Annotated in this window: 13 protein-coding genes; 5 read left to right on the top strand and 8 right to left on the bottom strand. The window is 67.0% G+C overall.

Annotation, left to right across the window (positions count from 1 at the left end; genetic code table 11):
• Positions 1-118: 118 nt before the first annotated feature.
• From NJF35_RS05740 to NJF35_RS05705, 8 genes are all read right to left on the bottom strand, one after another.
• Positions 119-1,513 carry a sigma-54 interaction domain-containing protein gene (locus tag NJF35_RS05740; RefSeq protein ID WP_253090798.1) on the bottom strand — a complete coding sequence of 465 codons (1,395 nt, stop codon included), beginning with the start codon at positions 1,511-1,513 and terminating at the stop codon, positions 119-121.
• Positions 1,514-1,574: 61 nt separating this feature from the next.
• Positions 1,575-2,591, bottom strand: coding sequence for an ABC transporter permease (locus tag NJF35_RS05735; protein ID WP_225787837.1), 1,017 nt, complete (start codon positions 2,589-2,591; stop codon positions 1,575-1,577).
• Positions 2,591-3,649, bottom strand: a complete 1,059-nt coding sequence (locus NJF35_RS05730; RefSeq protein ID WP_225787836.1) for a microcin C ABC transporter permease YejB — start codon at positions 3,647-3,649, stop codon at positions 2,591-2,593. Before NJF35_RS05730 ends, NJF35_RS05735 begins: the two co-directional genes overlap by 1 nt.
• Positions 3,646-5,445, bottom strand: coding sequence for an extracellular solute-binding protein (locus NJF35_RS05725; RefSeq protein ID WP_253090854.1), 1,800 nt, complete (start codon positions 5,443-5,445; stop codon positions 3,646-3,648). Before NJF35_RS05725 ends, NJF35_RS05730 begins: the two co-directional genes overlap by 4 nt.
• 238 nt (positions 5,446-5,683) lie before the next feature.
• The gene (locus tag NJF35_RS05720) at positions 5,684-5,965 is read right to left on the bottom strand and encodes a peptidylprolyl isomerase (RefSeq protein WP_225787834.1); all 282 of its coding nucleotides are present in this window, start codon (positions 5,963-5,965) and stop codon (positions 5,684-5,686) included.
• 79 nt (positions 5,966-6,044) lie between these two features.
• Entirely contained in the window at positions 6,045-7,106 is a 1,062-nt protein-coding gene (locus NJF35_RS05715) for a 3-deoxy-7-phosphoheptulonate synthase (protein ID WP_253080127.1), read from the bottom strand.
• A 629-nt stretch (positions 7,107-7,735) separates the two neighbouring features.
• The gene (locus NJF35_RS05710; protein WP_253080126.1) at positions 7,736-8,887 is read right to left on the bottom strand and encodes an acyl-CoA dehydrogenase family protein; all 1,152 of its coding nucleotides are present in this window, start codon (positions 8,885-8,887) and stop codon (positions 7,736-7,738) included.
• Positions 8,888-8,903: 16 nt separating this feature from the next.
• Positions 8,904-9,974 (bottom strand): enoyl-CoA hydratase/isomerase family protein, encoded by a 1,071-nt coding sequence (locus NJF35_RS05705; RefSeq protein WP_253090797.1) that lies wholly within the window; start codon positions 9,972-9,974, stop codon positions 8,904-8,906.
• 338 nt (positions 9,975-10,312) lie between these two features.
• Between NJF35_RS05705 and NJF35_RS05700 the strand changes: the two genes are divergently transcribed.
• The 5 genes from NJF35_RS05700 to NJF35_RS05680 all read left to right on the top strand — a co-directional run bounded on the left by NJF35_RS05700 (position 10,313) and on the right by NJF35_RS05680 (position 18,639).
• Complete coding sequence (locus NJF35_RS05700; RefSeq protein ID WP_225787830.1) at positions 10,313-11,161, top strand: helix-turn-helix transcriptional regulator; 849 nt, start codon at positions 10,313-10,315, stop codon at positions 11,159-11,161.
• Between the two features lie 68 nt (positions 11,162-11,229).
• Positions 11,230-12,720 (top strand): aldehyde dehydrogenase, encoded by a 1,491-nt coding sequence (locus NJF35_RS05695; protein ID WP_225787829.1) that lies wholly within the window; start codon positions 11,230-11,232, stop codon positions 12,718-12,720.
• A gap of 22 nt (positions 12,721-12,742) precedes the next feature.
• Positions 12,743-14,125 (top strand): aspartate aminotransferase family protein, encoded by a 1,383-nt coding sequence (locus NJF35_RS05690; RefSeq protein ID WP_225787828.1) that lies wholly within the window; start codon positions 12,743-12,745, stop codon positions 14,123-14,125.
• Positions 14,126-14,347: 222 nt separating this feature from the next.
• Positions 14,348-15,487, top strand: a complete 1,140-nt coding sequence (locus NJF35_RS05685; RefSeq protein WP_225787827.1) for a MexC family multidrug efflux RND transporter periplasmic adaptor subunit — start codon at positions 14,348-14,350, stop codon at positions 15,485-15,487.
• Positions 15,488-15,504: 17 nt separating this feature from the next.
• A complete protein-coding gene (locus NJF35_RS05680) occupies positions 15,505-18,639 on the top strand; it encodes an efflux RND transporter permease subunit (protein ID WP_253090796.1) in 3,135 nt (1,044 codons plus the stop codon).
• The last annotated feature ends 65 nt before the right edge of the window (positions 18,640-18,704 follow it).

The raw sequence follows: 18,704 nt of genomic DNA, 5'->3' as shown, positions 1-18,704 counted from the left end.
CCCTGCAAACCGCATCCTTTGTGGCCGGCTCGACCCCTGTGGAAGCCGGCTTGCCGGCGATGGGGCGTTAAGCGCCCCCAAGATCCGGCTCGGTCTCTATTTGGAGACGAACGTCTCTCTATTGAGATGAAACCCCCAGCGCCACCATCTTCTTGTACAGCGTAGAACGCCCCAACCCCAGCAACTTCGCAGCCTGCGGCACATTCCCGGCACACCCTGCCAATGCCTCGGCAATCAACGTGCGCTCGAACGCTTCACAGGCTTCCCGGTAGCCCAGCCGAACAGGCTCAACCGGCTCCAGCGGGCTCAACGGCCCGAGCGCCGAGCGCAGGTCGGCGGCTGTCAGCCGTGGCTGGTCGGCCAGCAAGGTCGCCCGCTCCAGCACGTTGCGCAGCTCGCGGATGTTCCCAGGCCACGCATGCCGGCCCAGTAACGCCAGGGCCTCGGGCTCCAGTTCGTACTGGCTGCCCAGTTCGGCGAGGATCGCCTCGCACAGGGCCGGCAGGTCCTCGAGGCGCTCGCGCAGCGGCGGTACCTGGATCGGCAGCACGTTGAGGCGGTAGTACAGGTCGGCGCGGAAGCTGCCACGGGCCATGGCGGCCTGCAGGTCGATAGAGGTGGCGGCGATGATCCGTACATCGCTGCGCAGCATCTGGTTGGAGCCTACCGGCTCGTACTCCTTCTCCTGCAGCACGCGCAACAGCTTGCTCTGCAGGGCCAGGGGCATGTCACCGATCTCGTCGAGAAACAGCGTGCCGCCTTCGGCCAGTTGCAGCTTGCCGCTGCGGCCCTTGCGGTCGGCGCCGGTGAAGGCGCCGGGTGCGGTGCCGAAGAACTCGGCCTCCAGCAAGGTCTCCGGGATCGCCGCGCTGTTGACGCTGACGAACGCCTTGTGCGCCCGTGGCGAGGCGGCGTGGATGGCATGGGCCAGCAGTTCCTTGCCGGTACCGGTCTCGCCCAGCAGCAACACTGGCGAGTCGCTACCCGCGCCACGCCGGGCCCGGCGCTTGGCCTCGAGGCTGGCGGCACTGCTGCCGACGAACTGGGCGAAGCTGTACTTGGCCTGTCGGGCGCGCAACTGCGAGCGCGTCGAGGCCAGTTCCTGCTGCATGCTCGAATAGCGCTTGAGCAGGGGCGAGAGGCTGCGCAGCTCGTCGAACAGGGCGAAGCCGATGGCGCCGATCAGCGTGCCCTGGTCGTCGTGGATCGGCAGGCGCATGACCACCAGCGGCTCGTTGGCCGTGTCGAGCATGTCGAGCAGGATCGGCCGGCCGTTGCTGACCACCTCGCGCATCAGGCTGCCGGGGATCACCGCCTCGCAGGGCTGGCCGATGGCACTGGCGGCGTCGGCCAGTCCGAAACGCCGGGCGTAGCGCTCGTTCATCCAGACGATGCGTGCCTGGCGGTCGACGATCACCGTGCCCTCGCTGGACTGTTCGATGATCTCGAACAGCGAGCGGATCGCCAGTTGCCGTACCTGGGGGTAGTCCTTGAGGCTGTCGCTTTCGTGCATGGGGTGGGCCTGTGGATGGCAGAGGCTGGATGATGAGTGTGGTCTGTGGGGCACTGACAACCTACCCCCGTGGATCGAACGCCTCGCGCATCGCATCGCCGATGAACACCAGCAACGACAAGATCAGCGCCAGGGCAAAGAAAGCGGTGAACCCCAGCCACGGCGCTTCCAGGTGCTGCTTGCCCTGGGTCACCAACTCGCCCAGCGAAGCGCTGCCGGCCGGCATGCCGAAGCCCAGGAAGTCCAGGGCGGTGAGGGTGGTGATGGCGCCGGTGAGCATGAATGGCACATAGGTCAGCGTGGCGTTCATGGCATTGGGCAGGATGTGCCGCAGCATCACCTGGCCATCCGCCAGCCCCAGGGCGCGGGCGGCCTTGACGTACTCCAGGTTGCGCCCCCGGAGGAACTCGGCGCGCACCACATCCACCAGCGCCAGCCAGGAGAACAGCGCCATGATCCCCAGCAACCACCAGAAATCCGGCTCGACGAAGCCGCTGAGGATGATCAGCAGGTACAGCACCGGCAGCCCCGACCACACCTCCAGCAAGCGCTGGCCGAGCAGGTCGACCCAGCCGCCATGGTAGCCCTGCAGGGCGCCGGCGGTGACGCCGATCAACACGCTCACCACGGTCAGGGCGAAGGCGAACAGCAGCGACACCCGTGTGCCGTACAGCACCCGCGCTAGCACGTCGCGGCCCTGGTCGTCGGTGCCCAGCCAGTTGCTCGCGCTCGGCGGGCTGGGCGTGGGCACCTGCAGGTCGTAGTTGGGCGTGTCGGCGCTGAACGGGATCGGCGCGAACAGCATCCAGCCCCCCTGGCCCTCGATCAACTGACGCACGTAGACACTGCGGTAGTCTGGCTGGAACGGCAACTGCCCGCCGAACTGCTGCTCGGTGTAGCGCTTGAGCGCCGGGGTGTAGAGCTCGCCCTGGTACGACAGCAACAGCGGCTTGTCGTTGGCCACCAGCTCCGCGCCGAGGCTCAACAGCAGCAGGCCGGCGAACAGCCACAGCGAGATCCAGCCCCGGCGGTTGCGCCGAAAGCGCTGCAGGCGACGGCGGGCGATGGGCGACAGCATCAGTGCGCCCTCGTGTCGAAGTCGATGCGCGGATCGAGCAGGGTGTAGGCCAGATCGCCGAGCAGGCGGATCAACAGCCCCGCCAGGGTGAAGATGAACAAGGTGCCGAACACCACCGGATAATCCCGCGATACCGCTGCTTCGTAACTCATGCGCCCCAGGCCGTCGAGGGAGAAGATCACTTCGATCAGCAGGGAGCCGGCGAAGAACACCGTGATCAGCGCCTGGGGCAGGCCGGCCACCACCAGCAGCATGGCATTGCGCAGCACATGGCCATACAGCACCCGGCGCTCGCTCAGGCCCTTGGCCCGGGCGGTGACCACGTACTGGCGGGATATCTCGTCGAGGAAGGCGTTCTTGGTCAGCAGGGTGAGGGTGGCGAAGCCGCCGATCACCAGGGCGCCGACCGGCAGCACCAGGTGCCAGAAGTAGTCGGCGAGCTTGCCCAGCAGGCTCAGCTGGTCGAAGTTGTCCGAGACCAGACCGCGCACCGGGAACCAGTTCAGCGAGGTGCCACCGGCGAACAGCACGATCAGCAACAGGGCGAACAGAAACGAGGGCAGGGCATAGCCGATCACGATCAGCGCGCTGCTCCAGGCGTCGAAGCGGCTGCCATGGTGCACCGCTTTGCGGATGCCCAGGGGGATGGACACCAGGTAGGTGATGAGCGTGGCCCAGAAGCCCAGCGACAGGGTCACCGGCAGTTTCTCCAGGATCAGGTCGGTGACCTTGGCACCACGGAAGAAGCTCTTGCCGAAGTCCAGCCGTGCGTATTGGCCGAGCATCAGCCACAGGCGCTCGGGGGCGGACTTGTCGAAGCCGTACTGGCGTTCGATCTGCGCGATCAGTTTCGGGTCCAGGCCGCGGCTGGCCCGGGACTCGCCGTGCACGGCTTCGCTGCGCGCGCCGGGTGCGCCGCCGCCGATGCCTTGCAGGCGCGCCACCGCCTGCTCCACCGGGCCACCCGGTGCGGCCTGGACGATGGCGAAGTTGACCAGCAGGATCGCCAGCAGGGTCGGCACGATCAGCAGCAGGCGGCGCAGGATGTAGGCGGTCATGGCGCAGTCTTCCGGCGTTCGGCCATCTGCTGGTTGGTCAGCGCCGTCGGGCTGACTTCCCACCAGGTATCCAGGCCCTCGTCATAGGCGGCCTGCACCTTGGGCAGGCCGAAGCGGTTCCACCAGACCGTCGAGCTGCCCGGCGGATAGTAGTTGGGGATCCAGTAGTAGTTCCACTGCAGCACCCGATCCAGAGCGCGGGCGTGACGCAGCATGGCGGCCTGGCTGTCGGCGCGGACCAGGCCATCGAGGAGCCTGTCCACGGCCGGGTCGCGCAGCACCATCAGGTTGTTCGAGCCAGGGTCGGTGGCTGCCGCCGAGCCGAAGTAATTGTACAGCTCGGCGCCCGGCGACAGGGTGACCGGGTAGCCGGTGACGATCATGTCGTAGTCGCGGGCCATCAGGCGGTTGATGTACTGGGCCGAGTCGACGTTGCGAATGTTCAGGGTGATGCCGATCTGCGCCAGGTTGCGCTTCCAGGGCAGCACCAGGCGTTCCAGCCCGGCCTGGCCGTTGAGGAAGGTGAAGCTCAGGGGCTCGCCTTGGGCGTTGACCAAGCGATCGCCCTCGGGCCGCCAACCGGCGGACTGCAGCAGCGCCAGGGCCTGCAGCTGCTGAGGGCGGATAATGCCCGAACCGTCGGTGACCGGCGCCGTGAACACCTGCTCGAAGAGCTCTTCGGGCACCTGGCCACGCAGCGGTTCGAGCAGCTTGAGTTCCTCGGCGTCGGGCAGCGCGCGGGCGGCCAGCGGGGTATTGGAGAACACGCTCTGCTGGCGGATGTACAGGTTGCGCATCATCTGCCGGTTGCTCCACTCGAAGTCCCAGAGCATGGCCAAGGCCTGGCGTACGCGGCGGTCCTGGAACAGCGGCTTGCCGAGATTGAACACGAAGCCCTGGGCGTTCTGCGGCTTGGCCGGGCCGAGGTGGGCGCGTTGCAGGCGGCCGTCGTCGAGGGCTGCGCCGTTGTAGCCGATGGTATAGGCGGTGGCGGAGAATTCGCGGTTGTAGTCGTAGCCACCGCCGCGCAGGACCTGGCGCGCCACCTCGGTGTCGCCGAAGTATTCGATGCGGATGCGCTCGAAGTTGTAGCGCCCGCGGTTGACCGGCAGGTCCTTGGCCCACCAGTGGGGATCGCGTTCGAAGGTGATGCTGCGGCCGTTGTCGATCCGCCCGATGCGGTAGGGGCCACTGCCCACCGGCTTGTCGAAGCCGGCACCGCTGGCGAAGTCGCGCGTCTGCCAGTCGTGTTCGGGCAGCACCGGCAGGCTGGCCAGGTCCAGGGGCAGGGTGCGGCCATGGGGCTGCCTGAAGTCGAAGCGCACCTGCCGTGGGTTTTCGACGGTCACCTTGGCGACGTCGGCGAACTGGGTGCGGAACTTGAGGCTGCCCTTGCTCATCAGCAGCTCGAAGGTGAAGCGCACGTCCTCGGCGCGCACCGGCTTGCCATCGGCGAAGGTGGCGCGCGGGTCGATCTCCAGGCGCAGCCAGGCATCGCCGGGGCCGCGCTCCATGCGTCGGGCGATCAGGCCGTAGACGGTGTAGGGCTCGTCATAGGCACGCACCGCCAACGGCGCATAGAGCCAGCCATCGACCTCGCTGACGCCGATGCCTTGGTCGATGTACGGCAGGATGTGGTCGAACTGGCCGATCTCCACCGCCGAACGACGCAGGCTGCCGCCCTTGGGGGCGTCGGGGTTGACGTAGTCGAAGTGGCGGAAGGATTCGGGGTAGCGCGGGGCTTGGCCATAGACGGTGAGGGCGTGGCTGGGCGTGGCCTGGGCGGTGATGGCCATGCACAGCAGTGCAAGGCAGGTCAGGAGCCGCAAGCAGCATTGCGCCTGCCCTGCAGCCCATCGCCGGCAAGCCGGCTCCCACAGGGGCCAGTGGCGTTCACGAATCATCTGCCATGCAGCGCATGCTGTGGGAGCCGGCTTGCCGGCGATGGGGCGCGAAGCAGCCCCAGATGGCCGCTTGGCTGGCCGGCATGGGAGCGAGCCCGCCCCCACGGGAGACAGCACCGGCAACGGTGAATCAGTCCTGGCGGCTGGTCACTTCCAACAGGTGGTAGCCGAACTGGGTCTTGACCGGGCCTTGCACGGTGTTGAGCGGGGCGCTGAACACGACGGTGTCGAACTCGCGGACCATCTGGCCCGGGCCGAACGAGCCCAGGTCGCCGCCCTGGCGGCTGGACGGGCAGGTGGAGTTGGCTTTGGCGACTTCGGCGAAGTCGGCACCCGCTTCGATCTGCGCTTTCAGTTCGTTGCACTTCTCTTCGGTGCTGACCAGGATGTGGCGGGCAGTGGCTCGGGCCATGGGAAACTACTCCTTGGGTGAAAAAGGCAAGCCTAGCGCACTTGTCCGCGAAATGTCTCGCAAGGCTGCCACAAGATACCTACAAGCGTTCCGCAGCCTGGCGCAGCAGCGCCTCGGTCGAACGCCAGCCCAGGCAGCCGTCGGTGATCGACACGCCATACTTCAACGGGCCCTTGCCCAGGGCTTGGCAGCCGTCGAACAGATGGCTCTCGAGCATCACCCCGACGATCGAGCGATCGCCCGCCAGGCGCTGGCCCAGCACATCCTCGAACACCGCTGGCTGGCGCGCCGGGTCCTTGCCGCTGTTGGCGTGGCTGCAATCGACCATGATCCGCGCCGCCAGCCCGGCCTTGACCAGGCCCTGGCGCGCCTGGGCGATGCTCGCCGCATCGTGGTTCGGGCCCTGGTGGCCGCCGCGCAGCACCAGGTGGGTATCGGGGTTGCCCAGGGTCTCGATGATCGCCGGGTAGCCCTGGGCATCCATGCCGAAATGGCGATGCGGGTGGGCGGCGCTGCGCATGGCGTCGCAGGCGATACCCACGCCGCCGTCGGTGCCGTTCTTGAAGCCGACCGGCAGCGCCAGGCCGCTGACCATCTCGCGGTGGATCTGCGACTCGGTGGTGCGCGCGCCAATGGCGGCCCAGCCGAGCAGGTCGTCGAAGTAGCCAGCGGCCATCGGCTGCAGCAGTTCGGTGGCGACCGGCAGGCCGCGCTCGAGCATGCCCAGCATCAGCCCGCGGGACAGGGCGATGCCGGCGTGCATGTCGTCGCTGCCGTCCAGGTGCGGATCGTATGCCAGGCCTTTCCAGCCGACCGTGGTGCGGGGTTTCTCGACATAGGCGCGCATCACCAGCAGCAGCTTGTCGTCGACCTCACGGCTGAGCTGGGCAAGGCGGTCGGCGTATTCCAGGGCCGAGCGTGGGTCGTGGATCGAACACGGGCCGACGATCACCAGCAGACGTGGGTCGCGGCCTTCGAGGATGGCGCGGATGGCCTGGCGCTGGACGTGGACCTGCTGGGCGAGTTCGTTGGCGAGTGGCATCTGCTGCTTGAGCAGGTGGGGGCTGGGCAGACGCTGGCTGACGGCGGTGTTGGCAGCCTGGGGCTGGTTCAGGGGCAGGGCGAGCGAAGAGGATTGCATGGCGTTTTTCCCTGGGCGGACGGCGGGTTCGGGCCCGCGCGGTCGGCCCTATCGAGGTGTTCGACAAATATTCGGAGTGCTGTGCACAGCGTTGCCACCAGTGGTCGACCGAACGGAGGCGGCAGGCTGGCCCGAACGGGATTGGCTAAATCGCCAGGCGTAGGTGTCGGCGTAGGAGTAGGTGGCGTAGTTCATGGATCTGTCCTCGGTATGAATCGGTGTTTTTTCAGGCCCTGGAAACGCAAAACCCCCAGTCGGGGGGCCGACCGGGGGTTTGAGTATTCTCGTGTTCGGCGGCCCCTCGAAGGTGGGCGCCGTGTGGGTATCAGCGGCGCCTAGTGGCTAAACCAATACCCAAAATAAAAGCTGGCAACGACCTGGCGACCGGCAACGGCCAGCACTGGGCGCGGGGTGCGACCGGTGTGGTTGGCGTGGTTGCGAAGGCTGTGGGTCATGATGCTCTCCAGTGAATGGTCCCGAGCTTACTGCACCTTTAGCGTTGCGTTCAATGGATAAATGCTATGGCGTTGATTGGCAGCTGCAAGCTGCAAGAAAAAGCAGACGGCGCCTGTACGAGCCGAGCACAGCCCTGACATTCTGCGCCGATCAGCTTGTAGCTTGCAGCTCGGTTAAAGCGGGTAGTGCTTCAGCTCCCGCGCGATCAGCATCCGCTGGATCTCGCTCGAGCCTTCGTAGATCTGGGTGATCCGTGCGTCCCGGTAGTAGCGCTCCACCGGATAGTCCTCCAGGTAGCCATACCCGCCATGCACCTGGATCGCCATGGAACACACCCGCTCGGCCATCTCAGAGGCGAACAGCTTGGCCTGGGACGCCTCGGACAGGCATGGCTTGCCGGCACTGCGCAGGCGCGCGGCATGCAGGATCAGCAAGCGTGCGGCATTGACCTGGACCTGCATGTCGGCCAACAGGTTGGCGATGCTCTGGTGCTCGGCGATCGGCTTGCCGAACTGCACGCGATCGCGGGCGTAGGCCAAGGCCGCCTCGAACGCGGCACGGGCGATCCCCAGCGCCTGGGCGGCGATGCCGATGCGCCCACCCTCGAGGTTGGACAGGGCGATGGCCAGGCCCTTGCCGCGCTCGCCGAGCAGGTTGGCGGCGGGGATGCGACAGTCGTCCAGGGTCACCGCGCAGGTGTCGGAGGCGCGGATGCCCATCTTGTGCTCGCTGCGGTCGACCTTGAAGCCCGGGTTGTCGGTGGGTACCAGGAAGGCCGACAGGCCCTTCTTGCCCAGCTCCGGGTCAGTGACCGCGAAGACGATCGCCAGCCCCGCGCGGCGGGCATTGCTGACGAACTGCTTGGCCCCGTTGATCACCCAGTGGCCATCCACCAGCTCGGCGCGGGTCCGCAGGTTGTGGGCCTCGGAGCCGGCCTGGGGCTCGGTCAGGCAGAAACAGCCGATCACCTCGCCACTGGCCAGGCGTGGCAGCCAGGCCTGCTGCTGCTCGGGTGTGCCGTAGGCCAGCAGCGGGCCGCAACCCACCGAGTTGTGGATGCTCATCAGGGCACCGGTGGCACCATCGCCTGCCGCGATTTCCTCCACCGCCAGGGCGTAGGCGACATAGTCGGTGTAGCTACCGCCGAAGTCCTCCGGCACGATCATGCCGAGCAGGCCCAGCTCACCCATCTTGCGCACCACGCCATCGTCGATCCAGCCGGCCTTCTCCCAGGCCTGGGCATGGGGCGCGATCTCGCCACGGGCGAAGTCCCGGGCCATGTCGCGGATCATGATCTGTTCTTCGCTCAGTTCCACGTCTTGCATCTGTGTACTCCCCGGCTCACAGGCCTTCGAAGAATTGTTCGACCCGCTGGCGCGTCAGCCCGGCGAGGGTCGGCGGGTTCCAGCGTGGCTGCTTGTCCTTGTCGATGATCAGGGCGCGCACGCCCTCGATGATGTCGCCATGCGCGAACCACTGGCGATCCAGGTGCAGTTCCATGGCGAAGCACTCCTCCAGGCCCAGGTGCCGGCCACGGCGCAGCATCTCCAGGGTAACCGCCATGGCCAGGGGCGAGCGGCTTTCCAGCTGGTCGGCAGTGGCCAGGGCCCAGGGATGGCTGTCGCCGATGCTCACGGCGCGCAGTTGCTCGATGATGCTGGGCAGGTCGGGCAGGGCGAAGAAGTGGTCGATCACCGGGCGCAGCTTGGCCAGGGGCGCATCGTCCAGCACCTGGGTGCCGAGCTTGGCGAGCAGCCCCTGCAAGTCCTTGAGCGGATGGTCGCTGAAGCTCAGGCGGTCGAGGGCGGCATCCAGGGCGGTGATCTTCTCGCTGGGCAGGTACCAGTCGGCCAGGCCGCAGTACAACGCATCGGCAGCCTGGACCTGGGTACCGCTGACCCCGAGGTAGGTACCCAGCTCCCCTGGCAGGCGCGAGAGGAAGTAGCTGCCGCCTACGTCGGGGAAGTAGCCGATGGCCACCTCCGGCATGCCCAGGCGGCTGCGTTCGGTGACCACGCGCAGGTCGGCGCCCTGGGCCAGGCCCATGCCGCCGCCCAGGGTGAAGCCGTCCATCAGCACCAGCACCGGCTTGCGGTAGCGGTGGATGCACAGGTCCAGGGCGTATTCCTCGACGAAGAAGGTGCTGTGCAAGGCATTGCCGGCCTTGAAGCTGTCGTGCAGCGAGCGGATGTCGCCACCGGCGCAGAAGCCCTTGGGGCCTTCGCCGCGCAGCACCACGGCATGCACCTGCGGATCCTGCGCCCAGTGGTCGAAGTGCTGCCGTAGGCTGCGCACCATGTCGAGGGTCAGGGCATTGAGGCCGGCGGGGCGGTTGAGGGTGAGGTGGCCAATGTGGTTGCGAACTTCGGCCAGGACATGCTCCGTTGCCGAGGTTTGAGCGTGCGCGGTCATCGCGTTCTCCCTGCTTTGTTATTGATTTTCCAAGTGAAGTCTGGAGTTCGCTGGAGGATCGCAGGATCCTGGCATGCGAATTTGCGCGGCACAATCGGCAAATCTGCAGGGTGTTCCTGCATTTTTGCCTTATGGGTGCCGCCTCCTGACCGGGTATTGCCACTTTAGCCCTGTGACACGGGCGAACAAGGTACTACTTTCGTGGATAGGCCATCGGGATGGCAGGCTGCTCCGTTCGATCGGAGCGGCCTGCGCCGGCTCACCCTGAAGGGTGATGGTCGAGCCGTGCGCTGCGTGAAACAATCCTGGCCACGATAACCCTGGCGGGGAACAAGAACATGAGCAAAGACCGGCTGAAATCGCCCGACTGGTACGCGCAGATGGCCCGTGTCATCGATGCCATCGGTACGCCCGGCTTCGTCGAGGCCCTGTTCGCCGCGCTCAACTGCCTGGCCCCCTCCCAGGCCATCACCGTCTTCCTCTACCCACGCAAGGGGCTGCCTTCGGCGCTGTTCGAGAAGGACGAAGAAGGGCCCTGGCTGCCCGAGGGCAATGTGCAGAAGTACCTCGACGGCTACTACCTGCTGTGCCCGTTCTACCGCGCCTGCATGGACGGCATCGCACCCGGTTGCTATCGCCTGAGCGATGTCGCCCCCGACCATTTCAAGCGCAGCGAGTACTACCTGTCGTTCTACCAGCACGCGCACCTGGAGGACGAACTCAACTACATCGTCCCCCTCGGTGCGCACCTGTCCATCGCCGTGGCCCTGGGCAGCACCCGGCGCCTGGCCAGCCAGCAGGTCGGCGACCTCAAGTGCGTGGCCCCCTGGGTGCAGGCGGTGGTGCAGCGGCACTGGGGGCGCCTGGATGCCGACGCGTTGGGCGGACGCTTCGAAAGCGCCCTGGGCCGGCAGATCAACGCGGCGCTGAACAACTTCGGTTCGTCCTTGCTGACCGAGCGCGAGTGCCGCGTCGCCCAGTACCTGCTGCGCGGCCACTCGACCCGCTCCCTGGCCGAGCGCCTGGGCATCAGCGAAGACACGGTCAAGACCCACCGCAAGAACCTCTACACCAAGCTGGACATCGCCAAGCAGTCCGAGCTGTTCTCCTTGTTCATCGACGCCCTGGCCCAGGCCCAGGAAGGCTTGAGCAAGGACCCGCTGGAAAGTTACCTGCGAAGGCGCTGAGCCACCGCATCACCTTACCCGAACCACCACAACGACCGGCCGCCACGGCGGCCGGTAGGGAGTCCTGCGTGCATACATTGAGCGATTGGCAGCAGCGTGCTGCACGGCAAAGCTTCATCGACACGGCCCTGATCGACGGCCGCCCCGTGGCCGCCCGCTCGGGCGTCACCTTCGAGGCGATCAACCCGGCGACCAACCAGCTACTGGCCCAGGTCGCCGCCTGCGGCGAGGCGGAGATCGACCAGGCGGTGCGCGTGGCCCGTCGCGCCTTCGAACAGGGGCCTTGGGCACGCATGGCACCGACGGCGCGCAAGCGCGTACTGCTGCGCCTGGCCGAGCTGATGCTGGCCCACCGCGAGGAACTGGCGCTGCTCGATTCGCTGAACATGGGCAAGCCGGTGATGGATGCCTACAACATCGACGTGCCCGGCGCGGCCAATGTCTTCGCCTGGTACGGCGAGGCGCTGGACAAGCTCTACGACCAGGTGGCGCCCACCGCTGCCGATGCCCTGGCCACCATCACCCGTGAGGCCCTGGGTGTGGTCGGCGCGGTGGTGCCGTGGAACTTTCCGCTGGACATGGCCGCCTGGAAGGTCGCCCCGGCGCTGGCCGCCGGCAATAGCGTGGTGCTCAAGCCGGCCGAGCAATCGCCGTTCTCGGCCCTGCGCCTGGCCGAGCTGGCCCTGGAGGCCGGGCTGCCCGAGGGCGTGCTGAACGTGGTACCCGGCCTGGGCGAGCAGGCCGGGCGTGCGCTGGGCCTGCACCCGGACGTGGATTGCCTGGTGTTCACCGGCTCCACCCAGGTGGGCAAGTACTTCATGCAGTATTCGGCGCAATCCAACCTCAAGCAGGTGTGGCTGGAATGCGGCGGCAAGAGCCCGAACCTGGTGTTCGACGACTGCCGCGACCTGGACCTGGCGGCCGAAAAGGCGGCCTTCGGCATCTTCTTCAACCAGGGCGAGGTGTGCTCGGCCAACTCCCGGCTGTACGTGCAGCGCTCGATCCACGACGCATTCGTCGAGCGCCTGCTGGCCAAGGCCCGCGACTGGCTGCCGGGCGACCCGCTGGACCCGGCCAGCCGCGCCGGGGCCATCGTCGATGCCGGGCAGAGCGCCCGTATCTGCGCCGCCATCGAACAGGCCAGGGCCGACGGTGCACGCCTGCTGTGCGGCGGTGAGCGCCTGCGTATCAACGGCTCGGACAACTTCATCGCCCCGACCGTGTTCAGCGACGTGCAGCCGGGCATGGCCCTGGCCCGCGAGGAGATCTTCGGCCCGGTGCTGGCGATCAGCGCCTTCGACGACGAGGACGAAGCCGTGCGCCAGGCTAACGACAGCGTCTACGGCCTGGCCGCCTCGGTGTGGAGCGACGACCTCAACCGTGCCCATCGCGTGGCTCGGCGCCTGAAGGCCGGCACCGTGTCGGTCAACACCGTCGATGCCCTGGACGTGGCGGTGCCCTTCGGCGGCGGCCGCCAGTCCGGCTTCGGTCGCGACCTCTCGCTGCACGCCTTCGACAAATACACCCAACTGAAGACCACCTGGTTCCAACTGCGCTGATACCCCTCCACGGAGAACAACAATGAACGCTTCTTTCCAGCCTCAACGCGAAACCCGTGACTACCAGTCCGCCGACGCCGCCCACCACATCCATGCCTTCCTCGACCAGAAGGCGCTCAACGCCGAAGGCCCACGGGTCATCGTCCGTGGCGAGGGCCTGCACCTGTGGGACAACGACGGCAAGCGCTACCTGGACGGCATGTCCGGCCTGTGGTGCACCCAGCTCGGCTACGGCCGCAAGGACCTGACCGCCGCCGCTGCCGCGCAAATGGACCAGTTGCCGTACTACAACATGTTCTTCCACACCACTCACCCGGCGGTGATCGAACTGTCCGAACTGTTGTTCAGCCTGCTGCCGGGGCACTACAGCCACGCGATCTACACCAACTCGGGCTCCGAATCCAACGAGGTACTGATCCGTACCGTGCGCCGCTACTGGCAGGTGGTTGGCCAGCCGAGCAAGAAGATCATGATCGGCCGCTGGAACGGCTACCACGGCTCGACCCTGGCGGCCACTGCGCTGGGCGGAATGAAGTTCATGCACGAGATGGGTGGCTTGATCCCTGACGTTGCGCACATCGACGAGCCGTACTGGTACGCCGAAGGGGGCGACCTGAGCCCGGCCGAGTTCGGTCGCCGCTGTGCTTTGCAACTGGAGGAGAAGATCCTCGAGCTGGGCGCCGAGAATGTCGCCGGCTTCATCGCCGAGCCGTTCCAGGGCGCCGGTGGCATGATCTTCCCGCCGGAAAGCTACTGGCCCGAGATCCAGCGCATCTGCCGCCAGTATGACGTGCTGCTGTGCGCCGACGAGGTGATCGGCGGCTTCGGCCGTACCGGCGAATGGTTCGCCCACCAGCACTTTGGCTTCGAGCCGGACACCCTGTCCATCGCCAAGGGCCTGACCTCCGGCTACGTGCCCATGGGCGGGCTGGTGCTGAGCAAGCGCATCGCCGAGGCGCTGGTGGAGCGGGGCGGGGTGTTCGCCCACGGCCTGACCTATTCGGGCCACCCGGTGGCGGCGGCGGTGGCCATTGCCAACCTCAAGGCCTTGCGCGACGAAGGCATCGTGCGCCGGGTCAAGGACGATACCGGCCCCTACCTGCAGCGTTGCCTGCGCGAGGTGTTCGGCGAGCATCCGCTGATCGGCGAGATCCAGGGCACCGGGCTGGTGGCGGCGTTGCAGTTCGCCGAGGACAAGGCCACCCGCAAGCGCTACGCCAACGAGAACGACCTGGCCTGGCAGTGCCGGACCTATGGCTTCGAGGAAGGGGTGATCATTCGCTCGACCCTGGGGCGGATGATCATGGCGCCGGCGCTGGTGGCCAGCCGCGGCGATATCGATGAGCTGGTGGAGAAGACCCGGATCGCCGTGGACCGTACCGCGCGGGGGCTGGGGCTGCTGTAAGAAGGGGCCGTTTGGCGGGCCATCGCCGACAAGCCGGCTCCCAGATATAGCGCCACCCTGAAGTTGAGCGCTATCTCTGCTGGAAGCCGGCTTGCCGGCGATGGGCTGCAAAGCAGCCCAGTCTTCACAATTCTTCACAAATATATCAAATGAGACAAAATTGACTCATTGAGGTTTCACCCATATCATTCGGGCCGTTTTTATCGAAGGCTCGGGTGAATCATGAGCAATTTACGTGCAATAGGGATGGCCGGCTGCCTGGCCATGACGGTCGTCCTGGCCGGCTGCGACCAGGCCGAAACGCCACCGGCGGCGGAAGTGGCCTATCCCGTGGAAACCGTCACGGTGGCCAGCGAGCCGCTGGCCCTGGCCTCGACCTTGCCAGGCCGGGTCGAACCGATGCGGGTGGCGGAAGTCCGCGCCCGGGTGGCCGGCATCGTCCTGCACAAGCGCTTCGAGGAAGGGGCCGACGTCAAGGCCGGGGACGTGCTGTTCCAGATCGACCCGGCACCGTTCAAGGCGGCCCTGTCGCGCGCCGAAGGCGAGCTGGCGCGGGCACGCTCGGTCATGCTCGAGGCCCAGGCCAGGGTGCGCCGCTACGCGCCACTGGTGAAGATCCAGGCGGTCAGCCAGCAGGACTTCGACACGGCCAGCGCCGACCTGCACAGCGCCCAGGCCACGGTGCGCTCGGCCCAGGCGGATGTCGAAAGCGCGCGCCTGAACCTGGGCTACGCCACGGTCAAGGCACCGATCTCCGGACGTATCGGCCGTGCCCTGGTCACCGAAGGGGCGCTGGTCGGGCAGGGCGATGCCACGCTGATGGCGCGCATCCAGCAGCTCGATCCGATCTACGTCGATTTCACCCAGCCGGCCGCCGAGGCCCTGCGCTTGCGCCAGGCGCTCAAGGACGGTGTGCTCGCCGCGGGCGACGACCAGGCGCTCAGCGTGCGGGTCGAGGGCACCGACTATGAGCGCCAGGGCTCGCTGCTGTTCACCGACGTGGCGGTGGACCGTGGTACCGGCCAGGTGATCCTGCGGGGGCGCTTCGACAATGCCGACGGTATTCTCCTGCCCGGCATGTATGTGCGCGTGCGCACCCCGCAGGGCACCGACCACCAGGCCATCCTCGTGCCACAACGCGCCGTGCGGCGCGGCAGCGATGGCGAGGCACGGGTCATGCTGGTGGGGACCGACGGCCTGGCCGAGGCGCGCGAGGTGCGCACCGGCGCCATGCACGGCGCCCGCTGGCAGATCACCGAGGGCCTGCGCCCGGGCGACCAGGTCATCGTCGGCAGCCCGGCCGGTCTTGCGCCGGGCATGCCGGTGTCGCCGGCCCAGGTACAACAGGCCGCGGCGCGGTGAGGCGGGGGTAAGCACAGATGTCCAGGTTCTTCATCGAACGGCCGAACTTCGCCTGGGTCGTGGCGTTGTTCATTTCCCTGGCGGGCTTGCTGGTGATCCCGTCGTTGCCGGTGGCCCAGTACCCCAACGTGGCGCCGCCACAGATCACCATCACCGCCACCTACCCTGGCGCTTCGGCGAAAGTGCTCGTGGAGTCGGTGACCAGCATCATCGAGGAGTCGCTCAACGGCGCCAAGCACCTGCTGTACTTCGAATCCACCAACAACGCCAATGGCATCGCCGAGGTGGTGGTGACCTTCGAGCCCGGCACCGATCCGGAGCTGGCCCAGGTCGACGTGCAGAACCGCCTGAAGAAGGCCGAGGCACGCATGCCGCAGGCCGTGACCACCCAGGGTATCGAGGTGGAACAGACCAGCGCGGGCTTCTTGCTGGTCTATGCGCTGAGCTACAAGGAGGGCGCCGGTCGCAGCGACACCACAGCCTTGGGCGACTACGCCGCGCGCAACATCAACAACGAGCTGCGCCGGGTGCCGGGTGTCGGCAAGCTGCAGTTCTTCTCCTCGGAAGCGGCCATGCGCGTGTGGGTCGATCCGCAGAAGCTGGTGGGCTATGGCCTGTCCATCGACGACGTGGGCAACGCCATCCGTGGGCAGAACGTGCAAGTGCCCGCCGGCAGCTTCGGCAGCGCACCCGGCAGCAGCGAGCAGGAACTGACCGCGACCCTGGCGGTGCACGGCACCCTGGACGACCCCGAGGCCTTCGGCCGCATCGTCCTGCGCGCCAACCCGGACGGCTCCCAGGTGCGCCTGGCCGATGTGGCGCGCCTGGAGGTCGGCCTGGAGAGCTACAACTTCTCCTCGCGCCTCGATGGCAAGCCGGCGGTGGCCGGTGCGGTGCAACTGGCGCCGGGCGCCAACGCCCTGCAGACCGCCGCGCTGGTCAAGGAGCGCCTGGCCGAGCTGTCGGCGTTCTTCCCCGAGGGCGTCGAGTATTCCGTGCCCTACGACACCTCGCGCTTCGTCGACGTGGCCATCGAGAAGGTCATCCATACCTTGATCGAAGCCATGGTCCTGGTGTTCCTGGTGATGTTCCTGTTCCTGCAGAACATCCGCTACACCTTGATCCCGTCGATCGTGGTGCCGGTGTGCCTGCTCGGTACCTTGATGGTCATGAAGCTGCTGGGGTTCTCGGTGAACATGATGACCATGTTCGGCATGGTCCTGGCTATCGGCATCCTGGTGGACGACGCCATCGTGGTGGTGGAGAACGTCGAGCGGATCATGGCCGAGGAGGGCCTGGCACCAGAGGCCGCGACCATCAAGGCGATGGGGCAGGTGTCCGGGGCGATCATCGGCATCACCCTGGTGTTGGCGGCGGTGTTCCTGCCGCTGGCGTTCATGTCTGGCTCGGTGGGCGTGATCTACCAGCAGTTCTCCCTGTCCCTGGCGGTGTCGATCCTGTTCTCCGGGTTCCTGGCCCTGACCTTCACCCCGGCGCTGTGCGCCACGCTGCTCAAGCCGATCCCCCAGGGCCACCATGAGAAGCGCGGCTTCTTCGGCGCCTTCAACCGTGGGTTTGCCCGGCTGACCGAACGCTACTCGGGCATGAACAGCGCGCTGGTCAAGCGCGCCGGGCGCTACATGTTGGTCTATGCCGGGATCGTCGCCATGCTCGGCTACTTCTACCTGCGCCTGCCGGAGTCGTTCGTGCCGGTGGAGGACCAGGGCTATGCCATCGTCGACGTGCAGTTGCCGCCGGGCGCCAGCCGCGTGCGAACCGACGCCACCGGCCAGGCCCTGGAGCAGTTCCTGATGTCGCGCGAGGCGTTGGCGTCGGCTTTCCTGGTCAGCGGTTTCAGTTTCTCCGGCATGGGCGAGAACGCCGCATTGGCCTTCCCGACCTTCAAGGACTGGTCCGAACGCAGTGCCGAGCAATCGGCGGACGCCGAGGCGGCGGCGGTCAATGCGCACTTCGCCGGGCACGGCGACGGCACCATCACCGCGGTCAACCCACCGCCGATCGATGGCCTGGGCAATGCCGGCGGCTTCTCCCTGCGCCTGTTGGACCGTGGCGGGCTTGGCCGCGAGGCCCTGCTGGCGGCGCGTGACCGCTTGCTGGCGCAGGCCAACGGCAACCCGGTGATCCTCTACGCGATGATGGAAGGCCTGGCCGAGGCACCGCAACTGCGGCTGGAGATCGACCGGGAGAAGGCCCGCACCCTGGGCGTGACCTTCGAAACCATCAACAGCACGCTGTCCGCCGCCTTCGGCTCCCAAGTGATCAACGACTTCAGCAACGCCGGCCGCCAGCAGCGGGTGGTGGTGCAGGCCGAGCAGGGCGAGCGCATGACCCCGGAAAGCGTGCTGCGCCTCTATGCCCCCAATGCCGATGGCCAGCAGGTGCCGTTCAGTGCCTTCGTCAGTACCCGTTGGGAGGAGGGGCCGGTGCAGATCGTGCGCTACAACGGCTACCCGGCGATCCGCATCACCGGCGACGCGGCGCCGGGCTACAGCACCGGCCAGGCGATGGCCGAGCTGGAGCGTCTGGTCGGCGAGTTGCCGGAGGGCATCGGCTACGCTTGGACGGGCCTGTCGTACCAGGAGAAGGTCTCCAGCGGCCAGGCCAGCCAGTTGTTCGCCCTGGCCATCCTGGTGGTGTTCCTGTTGTTGGTGGCGCTGTACGAGAGTTGGTCGATCCCGCTGACGGTGATGCTGATCGTGCCGATCGGCGCCCTGGGCTCGGTGTTGGCGGTGATGGCCACCGGCCTGCCCAACGATGTGTACTTCAAGGTCGGCCTGATCACCATCATCGGCCTGGCGGCGAAGAACGCCATCCTCATCGTCGAGTTCGCCAAGGCGCTGCGGGAGCAGGGCCGTAGCCTGCGCGAGGCGGCCATCGAGGCTGCACGCCTGCGTTTGCGGCCAATCGTCATGACCTCCATGGCGTTCATCCTCGGCGTGGTGCCCCTGGCCATCGCCACCGGGGCCGGCGCGGCCAGCCAGCGGGCGATCGGCACCGGGGTGATCGGCGGCATGCTCAGCGCCACCTTGCTGGGAGTGGTGTTCGTGCCTATCTGCTTTGTCTGGGTATTGTCGCTGCTAAGGCGCAGGGGTGTGCAAAGCGAGCGTGCGACCGAGATCGAGCACCCGTAACGGCTCCTTTGGTTGGGAAATCCAACCGCTTCGGCCCCTGGACCTGGTGTTCAGGGGCCTTTTTT

Origin of the sequence: Pseudomonas guariconensis (assembly GCF_024127895.1) — a bacterium.
Taxonomy (GTDB): Bacteria; Pseudomonadota; Gammaproteobacteria; order Pseudomonadales; family Pseudomonadaceae; genus Aquipseudomonas; species Aquipseudomonas guariconensis_B.
The sequence above is the reverse complement of the archived record's forward strand: the minus strand, read 5'-3'. Positions and strand labels throughout refer to the sequence as shown.